The organism is Sphaerisporangium rubeum, from assembly GCF_014207705.1.
Taxonomy (GTDB): domain Bacteria; phylum Actinomycetota; class Actinomycetes; order Streptosporangiales; family Streptosporangiaceae; genus Sphaerisporangium; species Sphaerisporangium rubeum.
Map to the genome: position 1 here is coordinate 1,635,812 of NZ_JACHIU010000001.1, position 22,457 is coordinate 1,658,268.

Below are 22,457 nucleotides of genomic sequence, written 5' to 3' on the forward strand. Positions count from 1 at the left end.
GCCTGAACATCATTTGACGGTGGGGGAGCGGGTCGTGCACTCGTTCCATCCGCACTGGAAACGCCTGGTGCTCCCCGCCTTCGCGCTCCTGGTCGTCGTCGCGGCGTCGAGCGCGGCGATCTACTTCATCCCCCGTGACTACGAGTACGCCGGGTACGCCTACATCGCCGTGGCGGTGGTGTCGGTGGTGGCGCTCGTGCTGTGGTCGTTCCTGCCGTATCTGCGGTGGAAGACCACGTCGTACACCCTCACCACGCACCGGTTCAACATCAGCACCGGCATCCTCAGCAAGTCGGCGGACGACATCCCGCTCACCAAGGTCAACAGCGTGAGTTCCGACCAGACGTTCGCGGAGCGTCTGTTCGGCTGTGGCACGCTGGTGGTCGAGTCGGCGTCCGACAACGGGGAGATCACACTGAAGGACGTGCCGCGCATCCAGACCGTGCGCGCCGAGCTCTTCCGGCTGGTCGAGGACGCCGCGGACGGCGAGATCGACGGACGGTGAGCGGCCCGTCCGCGTGCGGACTTGACGTCCGTCACGTGCCGTCAACATTCTGAACGCCATCGACGCCGTCATGCGCCGCGATACAGGTCGATACAGGGAGGACCACCATGCCGTACGAAGTCCAGGGTGTGATCGCCGGGGGCAAGGGCGAGGCCGTGTCGCTGCGGCCTGTCATCGTCCCCGACCCGGGGCCGGGCGAGGCGGTGGTCGGCGTTCAGGCGTGCGGCGTGTGCCACACCGACCTGCACTATCGCGAAGGCGGCATCAACGACGACTTCCCGTTCCTGCTCGGCCACGAGGCGGCAGGCGTCGTGGAGGCCGTGGGGGACGGCGTGACCGCCGTGGAGCCCGGCGACTACGTGATCCTCAACTGGCGCGCCGTGTGCGGCAACTGCCGGGCCTGCCTGCGGGGCCGGCCGTGGTACTGCTTCGCCACCCACAACGCGAGCCAGAAGATGACGCTGGAGGACGGCACGCCGCTGAGCCCCGCGCTCGGCATCGGGGCCTTCGCGTCGCGCACGCTGGTCGCGGCCGGTCAGTGCACCAAGGTGAGTGCCGAGGCGAGGCCCGCGGTCGCGGGGCTGCTCGGCTGCGGTGTGATGGCGGGTCTCGGGGCCGCCATCAACACCGGCGGGGTGACCCGCGGCGACACCGTGGCGGTCATCGGCTGCGGCGGCGTGGGGAGCGCCGCGGTGCTCGGCTCGTCGGTGGCCGGCGCGTCCAGGATCATCGCGGTGGACATCGACGACCGCAAACTCGAATGGGCCGCGCGGTTCGGCGCCACGCACACCGTGAACTCGCGCGACGCCGACCCTGTGGAGGCGATCAGGGACCTCACCGGCGGCCACGGCGCCGACGTCGTGATCGAGGCGGTGGGCCGTCCCGAGACGTACAAGCAGGCCTTCTACGCGCGCGACCTCGCCGGCACCGTCGTGCTCGTCGGCGTGCCGACGCCGGAGATGATGCTGGAGCTGCCGCTGCTGGACGTGTTCGGCCGCGGCGGGTCGCTGAAGTCCTCGTGGTACGGCGACTGCCTGCCGAGCCGCGACTTCCCGATGCTCATCGACCTCTACCTGCAGGGCCGCCTCGACCTCGACGGCTTCGTCACCGAGACGATCACGCTCGGCGAGGTGGAGGACGCGTTCGCCAAGATGCACCGCGGCGAGGTGCTGCGCTCGGTGGTGGTCCTGTGACCAAGCGCCTCGCCAAGATCGTCACCTCCGGCGAGTTCACGCTGGACGGCGGTACCTGGCAGGTCGACAACAACGTCTGGCTGGTCGGCGACGACATAGAGGTCGTGGTGATCGACGCCGCGCACGACGCCGAGGCGATCGAGGAGGCCGTCGGGGGCCGGCGGCTCACGGCCATCGTCTGCACGCACGGCCACAACGACCACATCAACGCCGCGGGTGCGCTGGCCGACGCCACCGGCGCGCCGGTGCTGCTGCACCCGGCGGACACGATGTTGTGGGAGGCGGTCTACGGCACCGGCCGGGAGTTCCGGCCGCTCGCCGACGGCGACACGATCGAGGTGGCCGGCACCGAGCTGCGTGTGCTGCACACTCCGGGCCACTCGCCTGGCGCGGTGTGCCTGTACGCGCCGGAGCTCGGCGTGCTGTTCAGCGGCGACACGCTGTTCTCCGGCGGGCCGGGAGCCACCGGACGGTCGTACTCGTCGTTCGGCACCATCATCGACTCGATCAGGGACCGGCTGCTGGTGCTGCCGCCGGCGACGGTCGTGCACACCGGGCACGGCGATTCCACCAGCATCGGCGCAGAGGCCCCTGACCTGGACGAATGGATCGCTCGGGGTCATTGATCGCGTAGCGTGCTCCGTGGTCCTCCGCTTACTGTGAGGATCACGGAGCGTGCGGTATTTGTACACATACGGTGCATTTTCTGGACATGCGCTGGCTGTCTTCGCGGTAGAAAAAGGATAGGCAAACCTAAGAAGCATGCGCTATCTTAGGCATGCCTAACCTACGCTGAGCGAAGGGCATATCCTTCTATGTACGTGTGCATCTGTCAGGCGGTGACCGAGAGCGAGGTCCACGCCTGCATCCAGGCGGGTGCCAAGAGCGCACGGCAGATCCGGGATACCACAGGCGCCGGCAAGGACTGCGCGACATGCGTGCGGAAGATCTGTGCGATCCTTAAGCGATCTGAGGAACTCGTCGCGACCGCATAGATCGGAAGGTCCGCAATGCAGGGGGACAGAGAGATCATTGCTCTGCTGAACGAGCAACTGACCTCCGAACTCACGGCCATCAACCAGTACTTCCTGCACGCCAAGATGCAGGAGCACTGGGGATACACCAAGCTCGCGGCGTACACCCGCGCCGAGTCCATCGACGAGATGCGGCACGCCGAGGTGCTGACCGACCGCATCCTCTTCCTGGAGGGGCTCCCCAACTACCAGAAGCTCGGCACGCTGCACATCGGCCAGACGGTCAAGGAGCAGCACCAGGCCGACCTGGACCTCGAACTCGGCGTCGTGGCGCGGCTGCGTCCCGGCATCCAGCTCATGCGCGAGCGTGGCGACGTCACCTCGGCCCGCATCTTCGAGGACATCCTCAAGGATGAGGAGCACCACATCGACTACCTGGAGACCGAGCTCGACCTGCTCGAGAAGCTCGGTGAGCCGCTCTATCTCCAGCGTTTCGTGGAGCTTCCGTCCTCTTCGGGAGACTGATCCTTTCCGGTGGTCCCCGCGGCATGTCACATGTGCCGCGGTACGGGGTAGGAAGGGTGCCGGGGTGCGCCGCGAGGCGCTCCCGGTGACCCCGGCCGGTGCGTACGGGCTCGCACCTGTTTCGCCGTCTTTGCCCAGGTCAATTGCTGGGTCAACGACAAGTCAAACCGCGCGCTGTACCCGGGAAACGATCGCCTAAGGTCCTACGATCGCTTTATGACCTGCGTACTTCTCGCCGAGGACGACACCTCGATCTCGGAGCCACTCGCACGCGCGCTGCGCCGTGAGGGCTATCAGGTGGAGGTGAGCCCCGATGGCCCGCAGGCCCTTGAACGGGCTCTGTCCGGGGGCGTCGACCTCATCGTGCTCGATTTGGGCCTACCCGAAATGGACGGGCTGGAGGTCGCCCGTCGCATCCGCGCCGAAGGGCACGGCACACCCGTGCTCATCCTGACCGCACGTGTCGACGAGGTCGACACCGTGGTCGGTCTCGACGCCGGCGCCGACGACTACGTGACCAAGCCGTTCCGGCTCGCCGAACTCCTCGCGCGTGTCCGCGCGCTGCTGCGCCGCGGCACCTCGGAGACCCCCGTGGTCCAAGGGGTGCGCATCGACGCCGACTCGCGGCGCGCCTGGATGGGTGACAAGGAGCTGCATCTCACCACCAAGGAGTTCGACCTGCTGCGTGTGCTCGTGCGGGACGCCGGCAAGGTCGTCACCCGCGAGCAGATCATGCGCGAGGTGTGGGACACCAACTGGTGGGGGTCCACCAAGACCCTCGACATGCACATCTCGTGGCTGCGCCGCAAACTGGGGGACGACGCCGCCAAGCCCCGCTACATCACCACGGTACGAGGAGTCGGTTTCCGGTTCGAGCGCGAATAGCCGTTGAATGCGCCGGAGGTTGCTCTCCTCGACTCTGGTGGTCGCGGCTATCGCCGTCCTGCTGCTCGGAGTGCCGCTCGGGCTCGTGGTCACCCGCCTCATCGACGACGAGGCGGCCCAGCAGTTACGGGCTCAGGCGACACTGCTGCTCAGCCAGGTCGAATACGCGTCGATCGAGGATCGGCCCATCGATCCGGACGAACTGCAGCGGCAGTACCCCGCCAGGTACGTCCAGATCTTCATCCGCGACAGGCCGACGGTCGTCGTCGGCGCCGAACCGCCCCCCGATCGGCAGATGACCGAGGAGACCCAGTCCGAAAGCGGGGTCTTCGTCCGGATCACCCGCGACCGCGCGCACGTGGAGCGGAACATCCGGGGATGGCTCATGCTCATCGTGGCGCTGGCCGGGCTGGCCCTCGCGGTCGCGGTGTCGCTCGCCGTCGTGCAGTCCCGCAGGCTCGCGCTGCCGTTGCTCGACCTGGCGCGCATCGCGGAGCGCCTCGGCTCGGGTGACGCGCGGCCGAGCAGGCACCGCTACGGCATCCCCGAGCTGGACCGGGTGGCCGAGGTGCTCGACCGCAGCGCCACGCGCATCTCCGAGCTGCTGAGCCGTGAGCGGGAGTTCGCCACCGACGCGTCCCACCAGTTGCGCACACCGCTCACCGGGCTGACCATGCGGCTGGAGGAGATCGTGGCCGCCGCCACCCAGCCCGCGATCGTCCGCGAGGAGGGTGAGGCCGCGATCGTCCAGGCGGAGCGGCTCACCAAGGTCATCGACGAGCTGCTCGCCGCGGCACGGCGCCAGCGGCACGCGCAGACCGAGGCCATCGACCTGGACGAGGTGCTCGGCCAGCAGATCACCGAATGGGAGCCCGCGTTCCGCCGGTCCCGGCGTGAGCTGGTGCTGGCCGGGGATCGCGGGCTGCACGCCATGGTCACCAAAGGCGGGCTCAGTCAGGTGCTGGCGACGCTGCTGGAGAACTCTCTGGAGCACGGCGACGGCCCGGTGACGATCACCACGGGGAGCTCGGACAGGTCCATCGTGATCGAGGTGGCCGACTGCGGGCCCGGCATCCCCGAGCACCTGCGCACCCGGGTCTTCGAGCGCAACGTGAGCGGCGCCGGCGGCACCGGGCTCGGGCTGACGCTGGCCCGTGCCCTCACCGCGTCCGACGGGGGCCGGCTGGAGCTGGTGCGCGCGCGGCCCGCGGTCTTCGCGTTGTTCCTGCGACCCGCCGTGGAGACGGCGCGGCAACGGGTGGTCAGCGGCCCGGCTTGATGTGGGGCTGCGTGCCGTCGTGACCGTTCACCGAGGGGAGCCGCTTGGTCCGCACATGGTCGAGGGGGACGTGGGTGGACTGCGGCGCCGGGGACTCCTGCGGCTTCCCGGCGAGCTCGGGGAGGCCGGTGTGCGGGTCCACCGGGGGGAGCTCCGGAGGCAGGAAGACCCACTTCTTGTAGGACCAGAAGCGGAACAGAGTGCCGAGCGCGGTACCCACGATCATGGACGCGTTGTAGCTCAGCGGGTCGGTCCAGCCGAGGGTGTATTCGACGAATCCGATGATCAACAGAGAGATCAACAAGCCGATGCCGTTGAGCACAAAAAAAAGGAAATATTCACGCGCGAGGCCCGACTTCTCGCGGTGGCGCCACGTCCAGAACCGGTTGGCCAGATAGGCGAAGGTCGCCGCGATGACCGTGGCGCCGACCTTGGACGTCAGGGGTCCTAGCTGCACTCCGTACCGCAAGAGGTTGGTCCCGCCGAAGTCGATGACGAAGGCGAGGGCCCCTACGGTGCCGAACTTGGCGAGCTCTCGGAACAGCGCCGAGAACCGGTCATACAAGCGGCGAATGAGCTGCACAACGGTCCTTTCAGGGGTTCCAGAGCCCCTACAGGTTACCGGCAGGCCGTCCGGTGCGCCTGTCGTCGGACCGTCCACCGCCGTTAAGTGTCCATCTACCGAGATATCCCGACTTTCCCGGTTGGCCGCTGATGCCGTGCGCTAGGCTGCGCCGCAGTTTCCCACGGTGCTTTCCATGGTCATTTCCGTGGCGCTTTCCACGGTGCCCTGAGAGGTGGCTCCCGGCGTGCGACGTCGACCTGAGGGAGTGCTGCTCCGGCTGACGGCACTCGGAGCGGGCCTCGTCCTGCTGGCCGCCTGCGGAGCGCGCGGCGACACGCCACCCTCCCCCGACGTGGACTCCGCCGAGCCCCCCACCGCCGCCGGACGTACCGTAGGCCCCGAGGACGCCGCGACCGCCTTCGGCACCCTCAAGGAGCTCGACGACGCCTGGAAGGCCCGCGACTGCGCGAAGGTGCTGTTCCTCACCACCGCCGCGGAGAACGAACTGGGCGGCCGTGGCTGCGACGCCACCCGGAGCGGCCGCCCGGTTCCCTCCCGCCCCACCTACCGCGACGCCGAGTTCTACGTCCCCGACCGTCCCGAGGAAACCCCCTGGTTCGTCGCCTTGGCCCGTGACCCCGACCCCGCCTACACCGTCTTCGTGCAGGAGGACGGCCACTGGCGCGTGGCGTACGGCCCGTTGAAGCTCACGACCGACCCCCCCGAGCTCGACGCCGACGTCACCACCCGGGTCGTCCCCACCGACGACCCCGACGACGGCGTCCGAGCCCGCCTCGTCCCCCAGAAGCACCTCACCTATCTCTCCGACCGCTACGGCCTGACCGGCATCACCTTCCCCTCCACCGACCCCGTCCGCCTCCTCCTGAAAGAACTGATCAAGAAACCCGCCACCGTCCGCCCCGACCGCCTCAGCTACGAGATCCAGCTCATCCCCGACGACACCAGGGCCCTGGCCCTCGCCGGCGGCGGAGCCCTCGTCTTCCACAGCTTCAAGATCTTCTACACCCAGAAATCCACCACCAAAAACCTCAAACACCCCATGTACTCCTCCACCACCACCAAGGCCTTCACCGCCACCACCACCCCCAAATCCCTCCACACCACCGAAGTGGTCCAACTAGCCACCAAGGTCACCCCCACCGGCAAACTCACCACCATCGCCCTCTCCCGGACCCTGGCCGACATCACTCTCTGAGCGGCCCCCACCACCTCCGCCGGCACTCCACGGCAATAGGTAGGGTTTGGCGGTGTGACCAGTGGAGAAGCGGGGCTCGGGAGGACGGCCGGGTGGCCGGTTGTCGGGATGGTGGGGGCGGGGCAGCTCGCTCGGATGACGCAGCAGGCGGCGATCGCGCTCGGGGTGGAGCTGCGGGTGCTGGCCGGTGCGCCGGACGAGAGTGCGGCGCGGGTGGTCGGCGGGGTCCAGATCGGGGACTACCGGGACCTGGCGGCGTTGCGTGAGTTCGCGCGCGGGTGCGACGTGGTGACGTTCGACCACGAGCATGTGCCGTCGGAGCACGTCGAGGCGCTGGCGGACGAGGTGGCGGTACGGCCGGGGGCCGCGGCGCTGGTGCACGCGCAGGACAAGGCCGTGATGCGGGAGCGGCTGTCGGCGATCGGCGCGCCGTGTCCGGCCTGGGCCCGGGTCGCCTCGGCGGGTGAGCTGGAGGCGTTCGCGCGGGAGCACGGACGGCCGTTCGTGCTCAAGGCGGCGCGCGGTGGGTACGACGGCCGCGGGGTCTGGGTGTTCTCCTCGGCCGATGAGGCCGCGGAGGTGCTGGCGAGCGGGACGCCGCTGATCGTGGAGGAGCTGGTGCCGTACGAGCGGGAGCTGGCCGTGGTGGTGGCGCGGTCCCCGCACGGTCAGGGGGTCAGCTACCCGGTGGTCGAGACGGTGCAGAAGGACGGCATCTGCGTCGAGGTGATCGCGCCGGCGCAGGGGCTCGACCCCGAGCACGCGGCGCAGGCGCAGCACGTCGCACTGAAGATCGCCAACGAGCTCGGGGTGACCGGGGTGCTCGCGGTGGAGATGTTCCAGCTCCCCGGCGGCCGGGTGGTGGTCAACGAGCTGGCCATGCGGCCGCACAACAGCGGCCACTGGACGATCGAAGGCGCGCGGACGTCGCAGTTCGAGCAGCACCTGCGGGCCGTGCTGGACCTGCCTCTCGGCTCGCCGTCCCCGGTGGCGCCGGTGGTGGTGATGGCGAACCTGCTCGGCGGCGAGGACCCCGACGTGTACCGGCGGTACGAGCACGTGATGGCGCACGACCCCGGCATCAAGATCCACTTTTACGGCAAGGAAGTGCGGCCGGGTCGCAAGATCGGCCACGTCACGGCGCTCGGCACCGACGTGGACGACGTGCGCGCGCGTGCGAGGCACGCCGCGGTGCACCTGATGACGGGAGAGTACGTCTGATGGCCGGCCCTCTTGTCGGCCCCCTTGTCGGCATCGTGATGGGAAGCGACTCCGACTGGCCGGTGATGCGGCTCGCCGCCGAGGCGGTGACCGAGTTCGGGGTGCCGTTCGAGGCCGACGTGGTCTCGGCGCACCGCATGCCGCAGGAGATGATCGCGTACGGCGAGCGTGCCGCCGGCCGCGGCCTGCGGGTGATCATCGCCGGGGCCGGCGGTGCGGCGCACCTCCCCGGCATGCTCGCCTCGGTGACCCCCCTGCCGGTGATCGGCGTGCCGGTGCCGCTCAAGTACCTGGACGGCATGGACTCGCTGATGTCGATCGTCCAGATGCCGGCCGGCGTCCCGGTCGCCACCGTGTCCATCGGCGGCGCGCGCAACGCCGGCCTGCTCGCCGTCCGCGTGCTCGCCGCCTCCGACGAGGCCCTGCGTGCGCGTGTGGAAGCCTTCCAGGCCGACCTGCGCGACCAGGCGCACGCCAAAGGCGAGCGCCTGCGCGCCGAGGCGGCACAGATGCGCGAGACCGGCCCCGCCTGACGCTCAGGGACCGGACACAGGCGCGACCCGATCCGGCCTCGCACTCAGCAGATACCGGACACAGACGCGACCCGGTCCGGCCTGACGCTCAGGGACGGCCGGGAGCCCGCACGTGTGCGCGCACCCGGCTCGGCCCTTCAGGGACGGCCGAGAGCCCGGTAGTGCCAGCCCGCGGCGCGCCAGGTCTCGGCGTCCAGCGCGTTGCGGCCGTCCACGATGCGGCGGCTCGCGACGACCGACCCCAGGGTCTCGGCGTCCAGGTCGATGAACTCCTGCCACTCGGTGAGCAGGAGCACGACGTGAGCGCCGCGCGCCGCCTCGAGGGCGGACTCGCCGAACTTCAGCGACGGGTGTGCGCGGCGCGCGTTCTCCAGGGCCACCGGGTCGTAGACGGTGACGTCCCCACCCTGCTCCCTGATCTTGACGGCGACGTCCAGTGCGGGGGAGTCGCGGATGTCGTCGGAGTTCGGCTTGAACGCCGCGCCGAGCACCGTCACCGAACAGCCGCGGAACGAACCGCCGGTCAGCTCGCGTGCCAGGTCCACCATGCGGTTGCGCCGCCGCATGTTGATGGCGTCCACCTCACGCAGGAACGTGAGCGCCTGGTCGGCGCCGAGCTCCCCGGCGCGCGCCATGAACGCGCGGATGTCCTTCGGCAGGCAGCCGCCGCCGAACCCGAGCCCCGGGTTGAGGAACCGTCCCCCGATGCGCTCGTCGAACGACAGGGCCAGCGACAGGTCCTTGACGTCGGCGTGCGCCGCCTCGCACACCTCGGCCATGGCGTTGATGAACGAGATCTTGGTGGCGAGGAACGCGTTGGCCGCGACCTTGACGAGCTCCGCGGTCGGGTAGTCGGTGATGACCATCGGGGTGCCCTCGCGCAGCATCGGCTCGTACACCTCCCGCATGATCTTCTCCGCCTTGTCCGACACCACACCGAGCACGATGCGGTCGGGGTGCAGCGTGTCCTTGACGGCGAACCCCTCACGCAGGAACTCGGGGTTCCACGCGAGCTCCACCAGGGCCCCGGACGGCGCGAGCCGGGCCAGCTTGTCCGCCAGCCGCTGCGCGGTGCCGACCGGCACCGTCGACTTGCCGACCACCAGGCACTCACGCGTGAGGTGCGGCGCGAGCGACTCCACGACGGCGTCCAGGTAGGACACGTCCGCGGCGTACTCACCCTTCTTCTGGGGGGTGCCGACGCAGACGAAGTGAACGTCGCCGAACTCGGCGATCTCCTCGTAGGAGGTCGTGAAGCGCAGCCGCCCCGACTCCAGCCCGCGCCGCATGAGGTCCTGCAGCCCGGGCTCGTAGATGGGCAGCTCACCGGCACGTAGCCGTGCGATCTTCACCGGGTCCACGTCCAGGCCCAGCACCTCGAAGCCCAGCGCGGCCATGCACGCCGCGTGCGTGGCACCCAGGTAACCGGTCCCGATGACCGTCAGGCGATAGGACACGAGCGCGTTCCTTCCATGTTCGGCTATCGACCCAATCTTTACCGCTGCGTTGCCGAGGCATGTTACCGGCCCCCTGCCTGGTCCAACAGACAAACTGGGACATATCACCAGGGGTTGCCCTCCATGTACCCCCATGGCGGCCAGACTATTGTTGGACGTCCTACTATTCAGCTATGAGCTTCCCTCTCTACGCCCCGGCCGAAGAGCACGAGATGCTGCGCGAGACCGTGAGGGCCCTCGCCGAAGAGAAGATCGCCCCGCACGCCGCCGAGGTCGACGAGACCGGCGAGTTCCCCTGGGACGCCTGCAAGGCCCTGGTCGCCGCCGACCTCCACGCCGTGCACGTCCCTGAAGAGTACGACGGCGCAGGAGCCGACGCACTCGCCGCCGTGATCGTGATCGAAGAGGTCGCCAGAGCGTGCGCCTCCTCCTCACTGATCCCCGCCGTCAACAAACTCGGCACCGTCCCCCTCCTGCTCTCGGCCGCAGAGGACCTCAAACGCCGCTACCTCCCCCCCGTGGCCCGCGGCGAAGCCATGTTCTCGTACGCGCTCTCGGAAGCCGAAGCCGGCTCCGACGCCGCCGCCATGCGCACCCGCGCCGTACGAGACGGCGACCACTACGTACTCAACGGCACCAAGATGTGGATCACCAACGCCGGCGTCTCCGAGTACTACACCGTCATGGCCGTCACCGACCCGGCGGCCGGCCCTAGAGGCATCTCCGCCTTCGTCGTCGAGAAGTCCGACGAAGGCGTCTCCTTCGGCCCCAAGGAACGCAAGCTAGGCATCAAAGGCTCCCCCACCCGCCAGGTCATCCTGGAGAACGTCCACATCCCCGCCACCCGCAGGATCGGCGAAGAAGGCACCGGCTTCAAAACCGCCCTCGCCACCCTGGACCACACCAGGATCACCATCGCCGCTCAGGCCCTAGGCATCGCTCAAGGCGCTCTCGACCACGCCATCCACTACGTGAAGGAACGCAAACAGTTCGGCAGGCCGTTGGCCGACTTCCAGGGCCTCCAATTCATGCTCGCCGACATGGCCATGAAACTGGAGGCAGCCCGCCAACTCACCTACGCCGCCGCCGCCAAGTCCGACCAAGCCATGCACGGCACCAGATCCCCCGACCTCACCTTCTTCTCCAGCGCCGCCAAATGCGCCGCCTCCGACGCCGCCATGGAGATAACCACCGACGCCGTCCAACTCCTCGGCGGCTACGGCTACACCCGCGACTACCCCCTCGAACGCATGATGCGCGACGCCAAGATCACCCAGATCTACGAAGGCACCAACCAGATCCAGCGCATGGTCATGGCCCGCCAGCTCCTCAAGTAAGTCCCTCGAACAAGCGAGAACCCGGTCCGGTTGAAGCTCCCGGACCGGGTTCTCATCATCTGTGGGCCCGGCCGCGCGCCGGTGCGTCGAGAATGTCCGGCGCACAGGCGCCGTCTGTCCGTGGCGGATGTGGGGAGGTTCCGCGTGATTCCTGATGGGTGCCTTCATCGCGACCGACGGCTCGGCGCGTTCTCCTGACCGCGAGGCGATCCGAATCGGCGGATTCAGTGCCGCATGGTCAAGACGACCTGAAACTTTCAGATCCGCCGCGCGCTTTACCGTGTTTTCGTCCACAGGCCAGGCGGGGAATTTCGCCGGGATCTTCGAGAAACGCAGGTGGAGTACGCCGTGTGCACGTGCGGTGATTTCCTGTCGGGAACGTTCCCGCCGGGAGTCCTTCTGGGAAGAGTCCGTGGGTGTTTTCCCTTGCCGCGTGGGGCTCGGAGGTTCCGGGCCTCATCAGGCGGCGGTTGGAGAAGGGGGTGTGGTCGGTGTGGCGTGAGTCCTTCGTGACTCCTGATTACGGACGGGCCGTATGGGGATTTTGCGGCCATTTGTGATTGGAGGGGCCATTGCTATAGGCGATTTAAAAATCAATCATCTGGTGTCAGAGTGCTCTCTGTTTCCCCGCGAAGGAACGGAAATGACTGATCTGAGCCACGCACCAGACGACTGTGCGGCGACATACCCGCAGGTCATCGAGCGTCCCTGGTCCACGCCGCTGCTGGACTGCCTGTCAGCTGAGGATCGCCGTCTCTTTCAGCAGTTCGGTCAGGGCTCCAGCCAGGCGGTCCCCTATTCGCACATCCATCGCGCGTTCGAGCGATGGGTCGCGGCGACTCCGTGTGCGGTCGCCGCGGAGCACCTCGGCGAGACCATCACCTACGGTGAGCTCGACCGCCAGGCCAACCGGCTGGCGGCGCTGCTGGTCCGGCACGGCGTCCGGCCGGGGGACAACGTCGGGCTCTTCGTACGGCGCGGGATCCCCATGGTCGCCGGGTTGCTGGCCGCGCTCAAGGCAGGCGCGGCGTATGTGCCGCAGGACGTGGGCATCGCTCCCGAGGCACTGCTGCGGCAGGTCATCGACACGGCGGGGACGCGTGTGATCCTCACACTGTCGGACGTCTCGGATCGCATCCCGGCAACCGGCGGGCAGGTGTGTGTCCCGATCGACACCGTCATGGGGCGGGCCCTCGGCGGTCCTGACAGGTTCGAGGCCGAGGGGGTCGTCGATCCGGACGGCGGCTGCTATGTGCTGTTCACCTCGGGTACCACGGGGAGGCCCAACGGGGTCACGGTCACGCATCGCAACGTCTGCAACATCCTGCTCACCGAGCCTGGCGACCTCGGTATGCGGCCGGGCCTGCGGGTCGGGCAGATTCTCAACATCGGGTTCGACATGGCGGCCTGGGAGATCCTCGGCGCGCTCAGCCACGGCGCCACGCTGGTCATCCGCGGCAAGGACATCGCGGAGACCGTGGAGAACGTCGATGTGGTGATCGCCACCGCCACGATCCTGGCCTCGGTCGACCCCGGACGCTGCCGGGTGAGGGTCGCGGCCGTGGCGGGGGAGCCGTGTCCTCGTGCGCTCGCCGACCGGTGGGCCGGCGTCGGCACCTTCTACAACGCGTGCGGCCCCACCGAGACCACGATCGTCAACACGATGCAGCGGCACGATCGAGCGGCGATCCGGCTCACCATCGGCCGGCCGACACCCAACAACACGGTGTACGTGCTCGACGAGAACCGCCGTCCGTGCGCGATCGGCGAGACCGGTGAGATGTGGGCAGGGGGTGACTGCGTCTCGGCTGGATATCTGCGCGATCCCGAGCTGACCAGCGAACGCTACGCGCCGGATCCGTTCCTCGGCGGGAGGCGGATGATGTTCAGGACCCGGGATCTCGGCCGTTGGACACCGGACGGGGAATTGGAACATCTCGGTCGGACCGACGATCAAGTCAAGATCCGCGGCTTCCGGGTCGAGCTGGACTCGGTCTCGGCCGTACTGGAGTCCATGCCGGGATGCACTCGTGCGGTGACGCTCAAACTCGACGACCGGACGCTGGTGTCGTTCGTCGCGCCGGCTCATCTGGACCAGGAGGCGGCCAGGAGAGCGGTGGCCGACGCGCTTCCCTACTACTGCGTTCCGGCCGTCGTCCACCCCATGGTGACGCTGCCGATGACCAGCCGAGGCAAGATCGACAAGGATGCTCTGCTCAGGATGGCCGTGGCGGAGGTGGCGTCATGACGGTCGACGCCGCGCGGCGAGCGGACGCGGAGATCGAGCTGCCAGGGCTGATCCCGCTCCCGCGGCGCGTACTCAAACACCCGCGCCTCATGCACTACAACCGGCTCGCGGCCCTCGTGCTCGTGGCGAACCTGGTCGTGCTCGCGCACGGCCTGGGTTCGGGAGGTTGGTGGACGAGCGGCGGCGTCGATCTGCGTGCCCTGTCCTCCGCCGCGCTCGTCAACTTCGCGTTGGGCATCGTCGTCCGCCAGCAGTACGTCATCAACCTGCTGTTCAGGCTCGCCACCCTGGCACCCACCACCTGGCCGCTGCGGGTCCGGTGGACGCTGGCCAAGGTCTACCACTTCGGCGGACTGCACATCGGCGGCGTCCTGGCCGGGACGCTCTGGTTCCTCGCTCTGGTCGGCGGGCTCACCTACCACGCCGCGAGAGGGCTCGGCGGCGCCGCGGCAGGGACCGTCGCGGTCTCGTACGCGCTGGTGGCGCTGCTCGTCGGCATGGTGGTCACGGCGTCGCCGCCGCTGCGGTCCAGGTACCACGATCTGTTCGAACGCACGCACCGCTTCGGTGGCTGGACCGCACTGGCGCTCTTCTGGATCCAGGCGGTGCTCTTCGCGCGGGACGCGGGGGAGAACCTGGCCACGGCGCCGAGCCTCTGGATCCTGGCCGTGATCACGTTGAGCATCGCACTGCCATGGCTACGGCTGCGCAGGGTGCCGGTGGTCATCGAACGGCCGTCCTCACACGTGGCGCTCGTCCACTTCGACCACGGCGTCACCCCGTTCGCGGGCTCGTCCACCACCGTCAGCCGCAACCCGCTCCTGGAGTGGCATTCCTTCGCCAACGTCCCGGCCCCCGGCCGGCCGGGGTTCAGGCTCACGATCTCCCGCGCGGGTGACTGGACGGGATCCTTCATCGACGACCTGCCGTCGCATGTGTGGGTCAAAGGCATCACCACCGCAGGCGTGGCCAACATCGAGACCCTGTTCACGAAGGTGGTGTACGTCGCCACCGGCAGCGGGATCGGGCCCTGCCTCCCCCACCTCCTGGCGGCCGCGGTCCCCTCGCGGCTGGTGTGGTCGGCGCGCCGGCACCGGGACACCTACGGTGACAAACTCGTCGACGAGATCCTGGCCGTACAGCCCGACGCCGTCCTGTGGGACACCGCCAAGCTCGGAAAACCCGACATGGTCCGGCTGGCCTACGCCGCGTACGCCGACTTCGGCGCCGAGGCCGTCATCTGCATCTCGAACAAGCAGCTCACCTGGCAGGTCGTGCACGGCATGGAGCGCCGCGGGATCCCCGCCTACGGCGCGATCTGGGACTCCTGAGAAGGCAACCATGAATGTGAAGATCGAACATGCGGGCCGCGTCGTCATCGCGCGCCTGCACCGGCCCGAAGTGCTGAACGCGCTGAACACCGAGCTGATGACAGACCTGGTAGGCGCGCTGAAACCGCTGGACCGCGACCCGGGGGTCGGCTGCTTCGTGATCACCGGCTCCGATCGCGCGTTCGCCGCCGGCGCCGACATCAGGGAGATGGCGGCGAGAACCGCGACCGACCTGGCCGAGGAGGACTTCTTCGCGGGCTGGGAGGAGTTCGCCGCGCTGCGCACCCCGAAGATCGCCGCGGTCGCCGGCCACGCGCTCGGCGGCGGCTGCGAGCTGGCGATGATGTGCGACCTCATCATCGCCGCCGACACCGCCACCTTCGGCCAGCCCGAGATCCGGCTCGGCGTGATCCCCGGCATCGGCGGCACCCAGCGCCTCACCCGCCTGATCGGCCGCGCCAAGGCCATGGACCTCATCCTCACCGGCCGCACCCTCGGCTCCGACGAGGCCGAGCGCGCCGGCCTGGTCTCCCGGGTGGTCCCCGCCGGCCGCCTGATGGAGGAGGCGGTGGAGATCGCCGGCACGATCGCCTCGTTCAGCAAGCCGGCGATCGTGGCCGCCAGAGAGGCGGTGAACCGCGCCGACGAGACCTCTCTCCGCGAGGGTGTGCTCTTCGAACGACGCGTCTTCCACGCTCTGTTCGCCGGCCCGGACCAGTCGGAGGGCATGCGCGCCTTCCTCGACAAGCGCGCTCCGTCCTTCAACGACCTGTCTCTCGACGAGTGAGGCGACGGCACGCGGGTCGCCTGTCCCTGCGGAGTCCGCCATGACGGAGCTTTGGCCGTGCGAAATCAGGTGGGCCAGTACCACTGCGGCGACACCCATACCTGGTTGGCACCCTGGTAGCAGCTGTACTGGACCGCCTCCCCGAAGTCGGCGGTGCTGTAGTCGAGGATCTCCAGGCACTTGTCGCTGTTCTGGTTGCGCAGCATCATTCTGTTGTTCGGCTGGCCCGGGCCGGCCGGGACCTGGTCGAGGCGCCATTTCTGGTTGGCTCCGCCGTGACAGGTGTACTGGGTGACGGTCGCGAATTCGGCGGTGCTCCAGCCGAGTACGTCCAGGCACTTTCCGCTGTTGACGTTGACGAGGGTCTGCCACCCTGCGCCGGCCGGCTGGATGTACCACTTCTGGTTGTTGCCGGTGTGGCAGGTGTACTGGTCGACGGCCGCGAGGTCGGCGGTGCTGGAGTAGGCGACCTCCAGGCACTTGCCGCTGTGCAGGTTGCTGAAGGTGAAGGTCGTGGCGGCGTCGGCGGGTGAGGTGGTGAGGGTTAACAGGGCTGCGGCGGAGAACACCGCCGCGGCACGTTTCGACGGACGCATCTCCGGCCTTTCGATGGTGTCGGCATGACGTGTTCAGGTGCCTCGGAGGTGCGGTGAGACGGAGGGTTCTGCTTCACCGTACGCGTGGATTATCGGCCTGATCTCCGTCCCTTTCCATGGCTGTGTCTCCTACCGGACAGTGCGGGGGAGACGGACGGTGACGAGGAGGCCGCCGGTGGGTCTTGGGGTCAACGTGAGGGTGCCGTTGTGGGTGTGGGTGATGGATTGGACTATGGCGAGGCCCAGGCCGACGCCGGCGTGTTCGTCGGTGCGGGTGCGTTGGGTTCCTCTTTGGAAGGGTTCGGTGAGGGTCGGGATCAGTTGTGGGGGGAGGGGGTGGCCGGTGTTCTCGACCATCAGGACGCTGGTGTCGGGTTGGGTTTCGGTGTGGACGGTCACGGTGCCGTTGGTGGGGAGGTTGTGGACTATGGCGTTTTGAATGAGGTTTGTTGCCATTCTTGCGAGGAGTTCGGGGGAGCCGGTGGTTTCGGCCGGGTCGCCGGTGACGGTGAGGGTTATGCGGCGGCGTTCGGCCAGGGGGAGGAGGGTTTCCGCGGCTTGTTCGGCTATCAGGGAGAGGTCGACGCGGTCGCGGGGGAGGTTCGCGCGGTCGCTTTTGCTGAGGAGGAGAAGAGCCTCGGTGAGGTCGATGGCGCGCTGGTTGACGGTGTGCAGGCGGTCGATGAGTTCGTCGCGGTCGCGGGTGGGGTCCTTACGTGCAACTTCCAGGAGGGCCTGAGAGATCGCCAGGGGGGTGCGCAGTTCGTGGGAGGCGTTGGCGGCGAATCTTCGCTGCTCGGCCACGTGGGACTCCAGGCGTTCGAGCATCGAGTCGAACGTGTCGGAGAGTTCACGGAACTCGTCCTGGTGGCCTTTCATGCGGATGCGGTGGGACAGCGAGCCGTTGGCGGTCGTGCGGGCCGCGTTCGTGATCTGAGTCAGCGGCGCCAGCATGCGGCCGGCGAGGATCCAGCCGCCTAGCAGGCCGAACGCCAGCAGGAAGGTCAGTGCCTGGGCCGCGCGGGGGACGAAGGCACGCTGGAGGTCGGTGCGGTTGGGGATGAACGGGGGGGCCGGGCCGCCGAAACGGTGGCTTCCCGGGCCGGGGGTGATCGTGCTGTCGGGTACGTAGCGCAGCAGGAAGACCCATACGACGGCCAGGAGGAGAGCGCCGGCGAGCAGGAGGAATCCGGCATAGCTGAGGGTGAGTTTCAGCCGGGTGCTGACTCCTGGTGGCCTGTTCACCGGCGGCCCGGTCATGCGTGCCGCCAGGGCCGGCCGGGGGACCGCGCCTGTGTCGGTGCCGGGTCTGGGGTCGATGCCGCCTGTGCCTGTGCCTGTGTCGATGCCGGTCCGGTGGCCGGTGTCGCGTCACGGAGGGTTTCGGCCGGACGGGGCTTGATCCCCGCTGTCGGTACGCGCATGTGTCTCAGTCTGCCGGTGCCGTCGCCAGGCGGGGCCGGGGTGGTGGCGCCTGTGCCGGGGTGTGCCACCAGCGGCGCGACGCCAGAGCGAACAGCGCGGCGCCGGTGGCGTTGAGCAGGACGTCGTCCACGGACGAGACGCGGTCCAGGCGCAGGACGTACTGCAGGGTTTCGATCACGGCCGAGAAGCCCGCGCCGAGGGCCAGCATCCGTGGTACGGACGCCAGTGCCGGGAAGCGCAGTGGAGCGAAGAATCCCAGCGCCGCGAAGACCAGCAGGTTGCCGCCGATGCCGATCGGCCCCATCGTGGCCAGGTCCCGCAGCGGGACCAGGCTCACCCGGCCGGTGACGACGCCGGCTCCGAGGCCCGGCATCAGGGTCATCCACACGAACGGCGCAGTGCCGTAGACCATGCCGACCTCGGCCAGCGACCTCCGCAGCGGTGAGGTGACGCCGGCGGCGCGGCGCAGGAGCGTCAGGGCCCCTACCAGCAGAGCGGCCAGCGGGAGCGCGGCCGCCGTCATGAGCACCACACCGTTCTCGGTGTCCAGGCAGCCGTGCCACCGGCCGGACGCGCAGGCCGGAACGGACATCATGAGCGGCCGCCGTACGGCGTAGGCGGCGCTCGCCATACCGAGGACCGCCAGGCCGGCGAGCGCGATACGCGTGGCGCGGTGTGGTGCCGACAGGTTCATCCCTCCATTGGAGAAGGTGAGCCGTTGCGGTGGCGTATGGGGTTTTCGATATGCCGGCGATATGTGGGGTGCGAGTCGCGCGGCGACGTCAGCGGCCTGTAGGTCATGCCGAAAGGAGGTGCAAGTTTCACGGATGTCCTCGTGGAACGCACTGTCTGAGCTGCGGAGCTGTGAGGGACGGTCGTGGAGGCCTTTCTGTGCGCCGTCGATCGCCGGACGATGGACGGGCTCTGGGAGCCGAGATCGAAAGGCCATCGCCTGTGGGGACTTCAGAAGGCGGGCTTGCGCTCGTGGCGCGGCGTCGGCGGCGTGTGATCGGTGTGCGGCGGGTGATGGCGGGGGTGGCCGCGCTGGGGGTGGCGTCTCTGGCCGTCGCGAACGCTCCTTCGGCCTCGGCGGCCGGTGGGTGCCGGGTGGTGTACACCGTCACGTCGCAGTGGGGAGGCGGGTTCGGGGCGGATGTGGCGATCACCAACCTGGGGGACCCGATCTCCGGGTGGCGGTTGAGCTGGGTGTTCGGTGCGGGGCAGGCCGTCACGCAGGGGTGGAACGCCACGTTCGCGCAGAGCGGTGCGACGGTCACGGCGACCAATGTGTCGTACAACGGAGATCTCGGCACGGGGGCGAGCACGGCCATCGGGTTCAACGGGAGCTGGAGCGGGTCCAACCCGGTGCCTTCGTCGTTCACCCTGAACGGGGTCACGTGCACGGGCTCGGTCACCACTCCGAGCGCGACGCCGACTCCGACTCCGACCCCCACTCCGACCCCCACTCCGACTCCGACCCCCACGCCGACTTCGGGGCAGCCGACCGTGGCCGCTGACGGCACCGGCAGGTACCGCACGGTGCAGGCGGCGATCGACGCGGTGCCGTCCACCAACACGAGTCGCGTGGTGATCACGATCAAGCCGGGGACCTACCGTGAGGTCGTCGTGGTCAACAAGCCCTACGTCACCTTGCAGGGTCTTGGGACGTCGGCGGCGCAGACGGTCATCGTGAACAACCGGTCGGCGGGGAACGGCGGCACGTTCGCCAGCTACAGCGTGCTCGTCTCGGCCCGCGACGTCACGGCGACGAACCTGACGATCTCCAACGACTTCGTGGAGAACTCCAGCGGCGTCGACCAGCAGGCCGTGGCGCTGCGCCTGGACGGCGACCGCACCACACTGAACGGCGTGCGTCTCCTCGGCGACCAGGACACGCTGCTGGTCAACGACTCCGGCCGCGCCTACGTGAAGAACTCCTACGTCGAAGGCACCGTCGACTTCATCTTCGGCGGCGGCATCGGGGTGTTCGACAACTGCGACATCTACGAGAAGCGCAGCACAGGCGCGCCGATCACCGCGGCCCGCACCCCCGCGAGCAGGACGTACGGCCTGCTGATCTACCGGTCGCGTATCACCGGTGCCACCGCGAACACCACCACACTCGGCCGGCCCTGGGGCCCGGCCGCTCAGGTGCTGTACCGCGAGTCCACCCTCAGCTCGACGATCAAGACATCGCAACCATGGACCGACATGTCCGGCAACGCCTGGCAGAACGCGCGCTTCCTGGAGTACCGGAACACCGGCGCCGGCGCCGGCGTGAACGGCAACCGCCCCCAGTTGAGCGACTCCCAGGCCGCGAACTACACCCCGCAGAGGTACCTGGCCGGTTCCGACGGCTGGAACCCCGTCGGCTGAGCAGGACGCGGCGTCCCGTTCGCGACGCAGGCGCCGGGAGGCCGCGTCGTGTCAGTGCCTCCCCTCCTGCCGGGGACGTTTCTGCTGCTCCTTGCCGTGGTTGCCGGACACCTCGATCCGGCGCGTGCGGCCCTGCGCGGCCTTGGGGACGCGCACGGTGAGGACGCCGTCGTGCAGGGATGCCTCGACCTTGTCGTCGTCCACGTCGGAGGGGAGGGTGGTGTGGTAGTGGAGGCGGCCCATGCGCATACGGAGCGCGGTGGCGCCTTCCTCCTCCTCGCGGACCTCGCCGTTGATGCACAGGTCCCGGTCGGTGATGCCGATCTCGATGTCCTCCGCCGACACGCCTGGCAGCTCCAGCTTGATCGTGTACGCGTCCCCGGACTCGTCGGTCTCGGCGACCGGCATCCACGGCCGCTCCGCCTCGGCCTCGCCGGCCGGCGGGATCATCCACCCGATCCTGCGCAGAAGTTCCTGCACGTCGGCGAACGGGTCCCGGCGGAGCATCGCCGCCGGTTCGATCGTGTGCATCTGGTGAGCCCTACCACGTCTCATGGGCAATGACATGACATCCCCTTGTCGTCCCCGAACGACCGGATCAGGCGTCCCCCGCGCCTGCGATGAGCAGATACCCGTGTGACGACTCGGTCACACAGCGACAGATATGGCGATACCGCTCCACTGGTCCCGGGTGCGCACGTCGAACGCGGCCAGACCGTCCCGCTGCCGACGAGAACCGTACCCGCCGCTCGTGCGTCCGGTCGTGACGAAGGGAAGCCGGGTCAGCCGTTGAACGTCTCGATGTTGAAGTCCAGCCACGCGGTGCCGAAGTCCTGGAAGACGAGGGTGCGGCCGATCGTCGCCGTGATGGTTCCCTTGGCGATGACACCGTCGGAGCCCCAGAGGCCGAAGACCGGGCCACCGCTGTCGCCCGCGGTGCCGGCGGACGCCCACTGGTCGTGGTCGGCCGCGATGAGGTCGTAGTAGCACTCGCTGTTGCCGTACACGTCACGTGCGCACATCGCGTAGGTGTCGCCGTTGACCACGAAGCCGCATCGCGCTCCGGTCACCGAGCCGGACGCGCAGAGCCGTTCACCGGTCGAGACCCAGCCCCAGCCGAGGAGGCGCTTGGTGAATTCGCCGACACCCACACCCCCGTCCCAGATGCGGCCGTGGACCGGAGCCGCGATCAGCAGGAGGTCGTGGGACACGTGCTCATAGGCCCCGGTGCCGACGAAGCGGCTGTCGTCGCCGTTGTTCCAGCTTCCGCCGGGCCGGCCGCAGTGTCCTGCGGTCAACATGAACGCCGAGTCCCACCTGATCACGGGGAAGCCCGCGGTGCATATGGAGTTGTTGTCGTTGTTGTTGATGCGGCCGCCACCCCAGAAGGGGGCGGTGTCGTTGAGCCGGCCGGCGAGCCGCGGACGTTCCTGCGGGACGACGGAGACCGAGATCTCCGCCGGCGGCCTGGCATCGGCGGGCAGGGGTGCCGGCGGGAGTCCCGCCTGCTCGGCCTTCACCACGAGCCCGCTGCCGTCGTGAGCGATGATCACGCTGTGGTACGGGGAACGGGGATGTGTGCGCACGTAGTCCGCCACGCGGCGGGCCGCTTTCTCCAGCTCGGCGCGGGAGTGGACGGCGGGGGCCACACGAACCCGCGCGCCGCGGCGGGCCTCGGTGACGGCTTCCTGGACGGCCGCAGGGAGGGTGCCCTTCCACCAGACCACGACCTCGCCGTCGCCGAGCTCGATGCCGGCGTAGCCGCCGGCCTTGGTGCGCTCGACGCTCCACCGGATGAGATCAGCGGCTTCCGTGAGCGGCTGCTGCGCCTCCATCGCGGCGAGCGTGCCGTCGTCGACGGAGGTGGACGGGGCCGGGACGGGCTTGGGGCCGGCGGACGCGGTCCCCGAGGTCAGAGAGGCCGCCGTCACGGCGGCGAGCAGTACCAGGAGACTCCGGCGGGCACGGTCGGCGCGTCCGGCTGTGCGTTCTGTCATAGCTGCT

The 22,457-nt window shown here is 68.9% G+C and carries 22 protein-coding genes; 15 read left to right on the plus strand and 7 right to left on the minus strand.

All coding sequences use genetic code 11. The features are described 5' to 3' along the window. The first annotated feature begins 19 nt into the window (after window positions 1–19). The 7 genes from BJ992_RS07065 to BJ992_RS07095 all read left to right on the plus strand — a co-directional run bounded on the left by BJ992_RS07065 (window position 20) and on the right by BJ992_RS07095 (window position 5,361). Window positions 20–505 carry a PH domain-containing protein gene (locus tag BJ992_RS07065; protein ID WP_343072526.1) on the plus strand — a complete coding sequence of 162 codons (486 nt, stop codon included), beginning with the start codon at window positions 20–22 and terminating at the stop codon, window positions 503–505. 107 nt (window positions 506–612) lie between these two features. Continuing rightward, on the plus strand, window positions 613–1,698 hold the full coding sequence (locus BJ992_RS07070) for an S-(hydroxymethyl)mycothiol dehydrogenase (protein WP_184979122.1): 1,086 nt from the start codon (window positions 613–615) through the stop codon (window positions 1,696–1,698). Beyond that, the gene (locus tag BJ992_RS07075; protein WP_184979123.1) at window positions 1,695–2,324 is read left to right on the plus strand and encodes an MBL fold metallo-hydrolase; all 630 of its coding nucleotides are present in this window, start codon (window positions 1,695–1,697) and stop codon (window positions 2,322–2,324) included. Before BJ992_RS07070 ends, BJ992_RS07075 begins: the two co-directional genes overlap by 4 nt. A gap of 189 nt (window positions 2,325–2,513) precedes the next feature. Further along, entirely contained in the window at window positions 2,514–2,693 is a 180-nt protein-coding gene (locus BJ992_RS07080; RefSeq protein WP_184979124.1) for a (2Fe-2S)-binding protein, read from the plus strand. A gap of 15 nt (window positions 2,694–2,708) precedes the next feature. Next, window positions 2,709–3,197 (plus strand): bacterioferritin, encoded by a 489-nt coding sequence (bfr, locus tag BJ992_RS07085; RefSeq protein WP_184979125.1) that lies wholly within the window; start codon window positions 2,709–2,711, stop codon window positions 3,195–3,197. 216 nt (window positions 3,198–3,413) lie between these two features. Continuing rightward, window positions 3,414–4,082, plus strand: coding sequence for a response regulator transcription factor (locus BJ992_RS07090; RefSeq protein ID WP_030451323.1), 669 nt, complete (start codon window positions 3,414–3,416; stop codon window positions 4,080–4,082). Window positions 4,083–4,089: 7 nt separating this feature from the next. Beyond that, complete coding sequence (locus BJ992_RS07095; RefSeq protein WP_184979126.1) at window positions 4,090–5,361, plus strand: HAMP domain-containing histidine kinase; 1,272 nt, start codon at window positions 4,090–4,092, stop codon at window positions 5,359–5,361. Here BJ992_RS07095 and BJ992_RS07100 read toward each other — a convergent pair. Further along, the gene (locus BJ992_RS07100; RefSeq protein WP_184979127.1) at window positions 5,345–5,944 is read right to left on the minus strand and encodes a GtrA family protein; all 600 of its coding nucleotides are present in this window, start codon (window positions 5,942–5,944) and stop codon (window positions 5,345–5,347) included. The genes BJ992_RS07095 and BJ992_RS07100 overlap by 17 nt on opposite strands. A 226-nt stretch (window positions 5,945–6,170) precedes the next feature. On the opposite strand from BJ992_RS07100, the gene BJ992_RS07105 reads away from it, so the two are divergent. The 3 genes from BJ992_RS07105 (at window position 6,171) to purE (ending at window position 8,896) form a co-directional block, all read left to right on the plus strand. Next, window positions 6,171–7,142 carry a DUF8094 domain-containing protein gene (locus BJ992_RS07105; protein WP_184979128.1) on the plus strand — a complete coding sequence of 324 codons (972 nt, stop codon included), beginning with the start codon at window positions 6,171–6,173 and terminating at the stop codon, window positions 7,140–7,142. A gap of 108 nt (window positions 7,143–7,250) precedes the next feature. Beyond that, entirely contained in the window at window positions 7,251–8,363 is a 1,113-nt protein-coding gene (locus BJ992_RS07110; protein ID WP_184987686.1) for a 5-(carboxyamino)imidazole ribonucleotide synthase, read from the plus strand. Further along, window positions 8,363–8,896 (plus strand): 5-(carboxyamino)imidazole ribonucleotide mutase, encoded by a 534-nt coding sequence (gene purE / locus BJ992_RS07115; protein ID WP_184979129.1) that lies wholly within the window; start codon window positions 8,363–8,365, stop codon window positions 8,894–8,896. The genes BJ992_RS07110 and purE overlap by 1 nt, the downstream gene beginning before the upstream one ends. Before the next feature lie 137 nt (window positions 8,897–9,033). On the opposite strand, the gene BJ992_RS07120 is transcribed toward purE, so the two are convergent. After that, the gene (locus BJ992_RS07120) at window positions 9,034–10,353 is read right to left on the minus strand and encodes a nucleotide sugar dehydrogenase (RefSeq protein ID WP_184979130.1); all 1,320 of its coding nucleotides are present in this window, start codon (window positions 10,351–10,353) and stop codon (window positions 9,034–9,036) included. A 173-nt stretch (window positions 10,354–10,526) separates the two neighbouring features. Here BJ992_RS07120 and BJ992_RS07125 point away from each other — a divergent pair, with 173 nt between their 5' ends. From BJ992_RS07125 to BJ992_RS07140, 4 genes are all read left to right on the plus strand, one after another. Then, the gene (locus BJ992_RS07125) at window positions 10,527–11,690 is read left to right on the plus strand and encodes an acyl-CoA dehydrogenase family protein (RefSeq protein WP_184979131.1); all 1,164 of its coding nucleotides are present in this window, start codon (window positions 10,527–10,529) and stop codon (window positions 11,688–11,690) included. 643 nt (window positions 11,691–12,333) lie between these two features. Next, a complete protein-coding gene (locus BJ992_RS07130) occupies window positions 12,334–13,938 on the plus strand; it encodes an amino acid adenylation domain-containing protein (protein WP_184979132.1) in 1,605 nt (534 codons plus the stop codon). Continuing rightward, window positions 13,935–15,269: a ferredoxin reductase domain-containing protein gene (locus tag BJ992_RS07135; protein ID WP_184979133.1), complete on the plus strand. Its 1,335-nt coding sequence runs from the start codon at window positions 13,935–13,937 to the stop codon at window positions 15,267–15,269. The genes BJ992_RS07130 and BJ992_RS07135 overlap by 4 nt, the downstream gene beginning before the upstream one ends. 10 nt (window positions 15,270–15,279) lie before the next feature. Then, the gene (locus tag BJ992_RS07140; RefSeq protein ID WP_184979134.1) at window positions 15,280–16,056 is read left to right on the plus strand and encodes an enoyl-CoA hydratase-related protein; all 777 of its coding nucleotides are present in this window, start codon (window positions 15,280–15,282) and stop codon (window positions 16,054–16,056) included. A gap of 65 nt (window positions 16,057–16,121) precedes the next feature. On the opposite strand, the gene BJ992_RS07145 is transcribed toward BJ992_RS07140, so the two are convergent. The 3 genes from BJ992_RS07145 to BJ992_RS07155 form a co-directional block, all read right to left on the minus strand. Further along, window positions 16,122–16,652 carry an RICIN domain-containing protein gene (locus tag BJ992_RS07145; RefSeq protein ID WP_184979135.1) on the minus strand — a complete coding sequence of 177 codons (531 nt, stop codon included), beginning with the start codon at window positions 16,650–16,652 and terminating at the stop codon, window positions 16,122–16,124. 129 nt (window positions 16,653–16,781) lie between these two features. After that, entirely contained in the window at window positions 16,782–17,912 is a 1,131-nt protein-coding gene (locus tag BJ992_RS07150; protein WP_221474714.1) for a sensor histidine kinase, read from the minus strand. A gap of 169 nt (window positions 17,913–18,081) precedes the next feature. Continuing rightward, window positions 18,082–18,771, minus strand: coding sequence for a VanZ family protein (locus BJ992_RS07155; RefSeq protein ID WP_184979136.1), 690 nt, complete (start codon window positions 18,769–18,771; stop codon window positions 18,082–18,084). Window positions 18,772–19,061: 290 nt separating this feature from the next. Here BJ992_RS07155 and BJ992_RS07160 point away from each other — a divergent pair, with 290 nt between their 5' ends. Next, on the plus strand, window positions 19,062–20,453 hold the full coding sequence (locus tag BJ992_RS07160; RefSeq protein WP_221474715.1) for a pectinesterase family protein: 1,392 nt from the start codon (window positions 19,062–19,064) through the stop codon (window positions 20,451–20,453). 51 nt (window positions 20,454–20,504) lie between these two features. Here BJ992_RS07160 and BJ992_RS07165 read toward each other — a convergent pair whose 3' ends face one another. Beyond that, complete coding sequence (locus BJ992_RS07165; protein WP_184979137.1) at window positions 20,505–20,984, minus strand: Hsp20/alpha crystallin family protein; 480 nt, start codon at window positions 20,982–20,984, stop codon at window positions 20,505–20,507. A gap of 251 nt (window positions 20,985–21,235) precedes the next feature. Further along, window positions 21,236–22,450, minus strand: a complete 1,215-nt coding sequence (locus BJ992_RS07170; RefSeq protein WP_184979138.1) for a chymotrypsin family serine protease — start codon at window positions 22,448–22,450, stop codon at window positions 21,236–21,238. Between the last annotated feature and the right edge of the window lie 7 nt (window positions 22,451–22,457).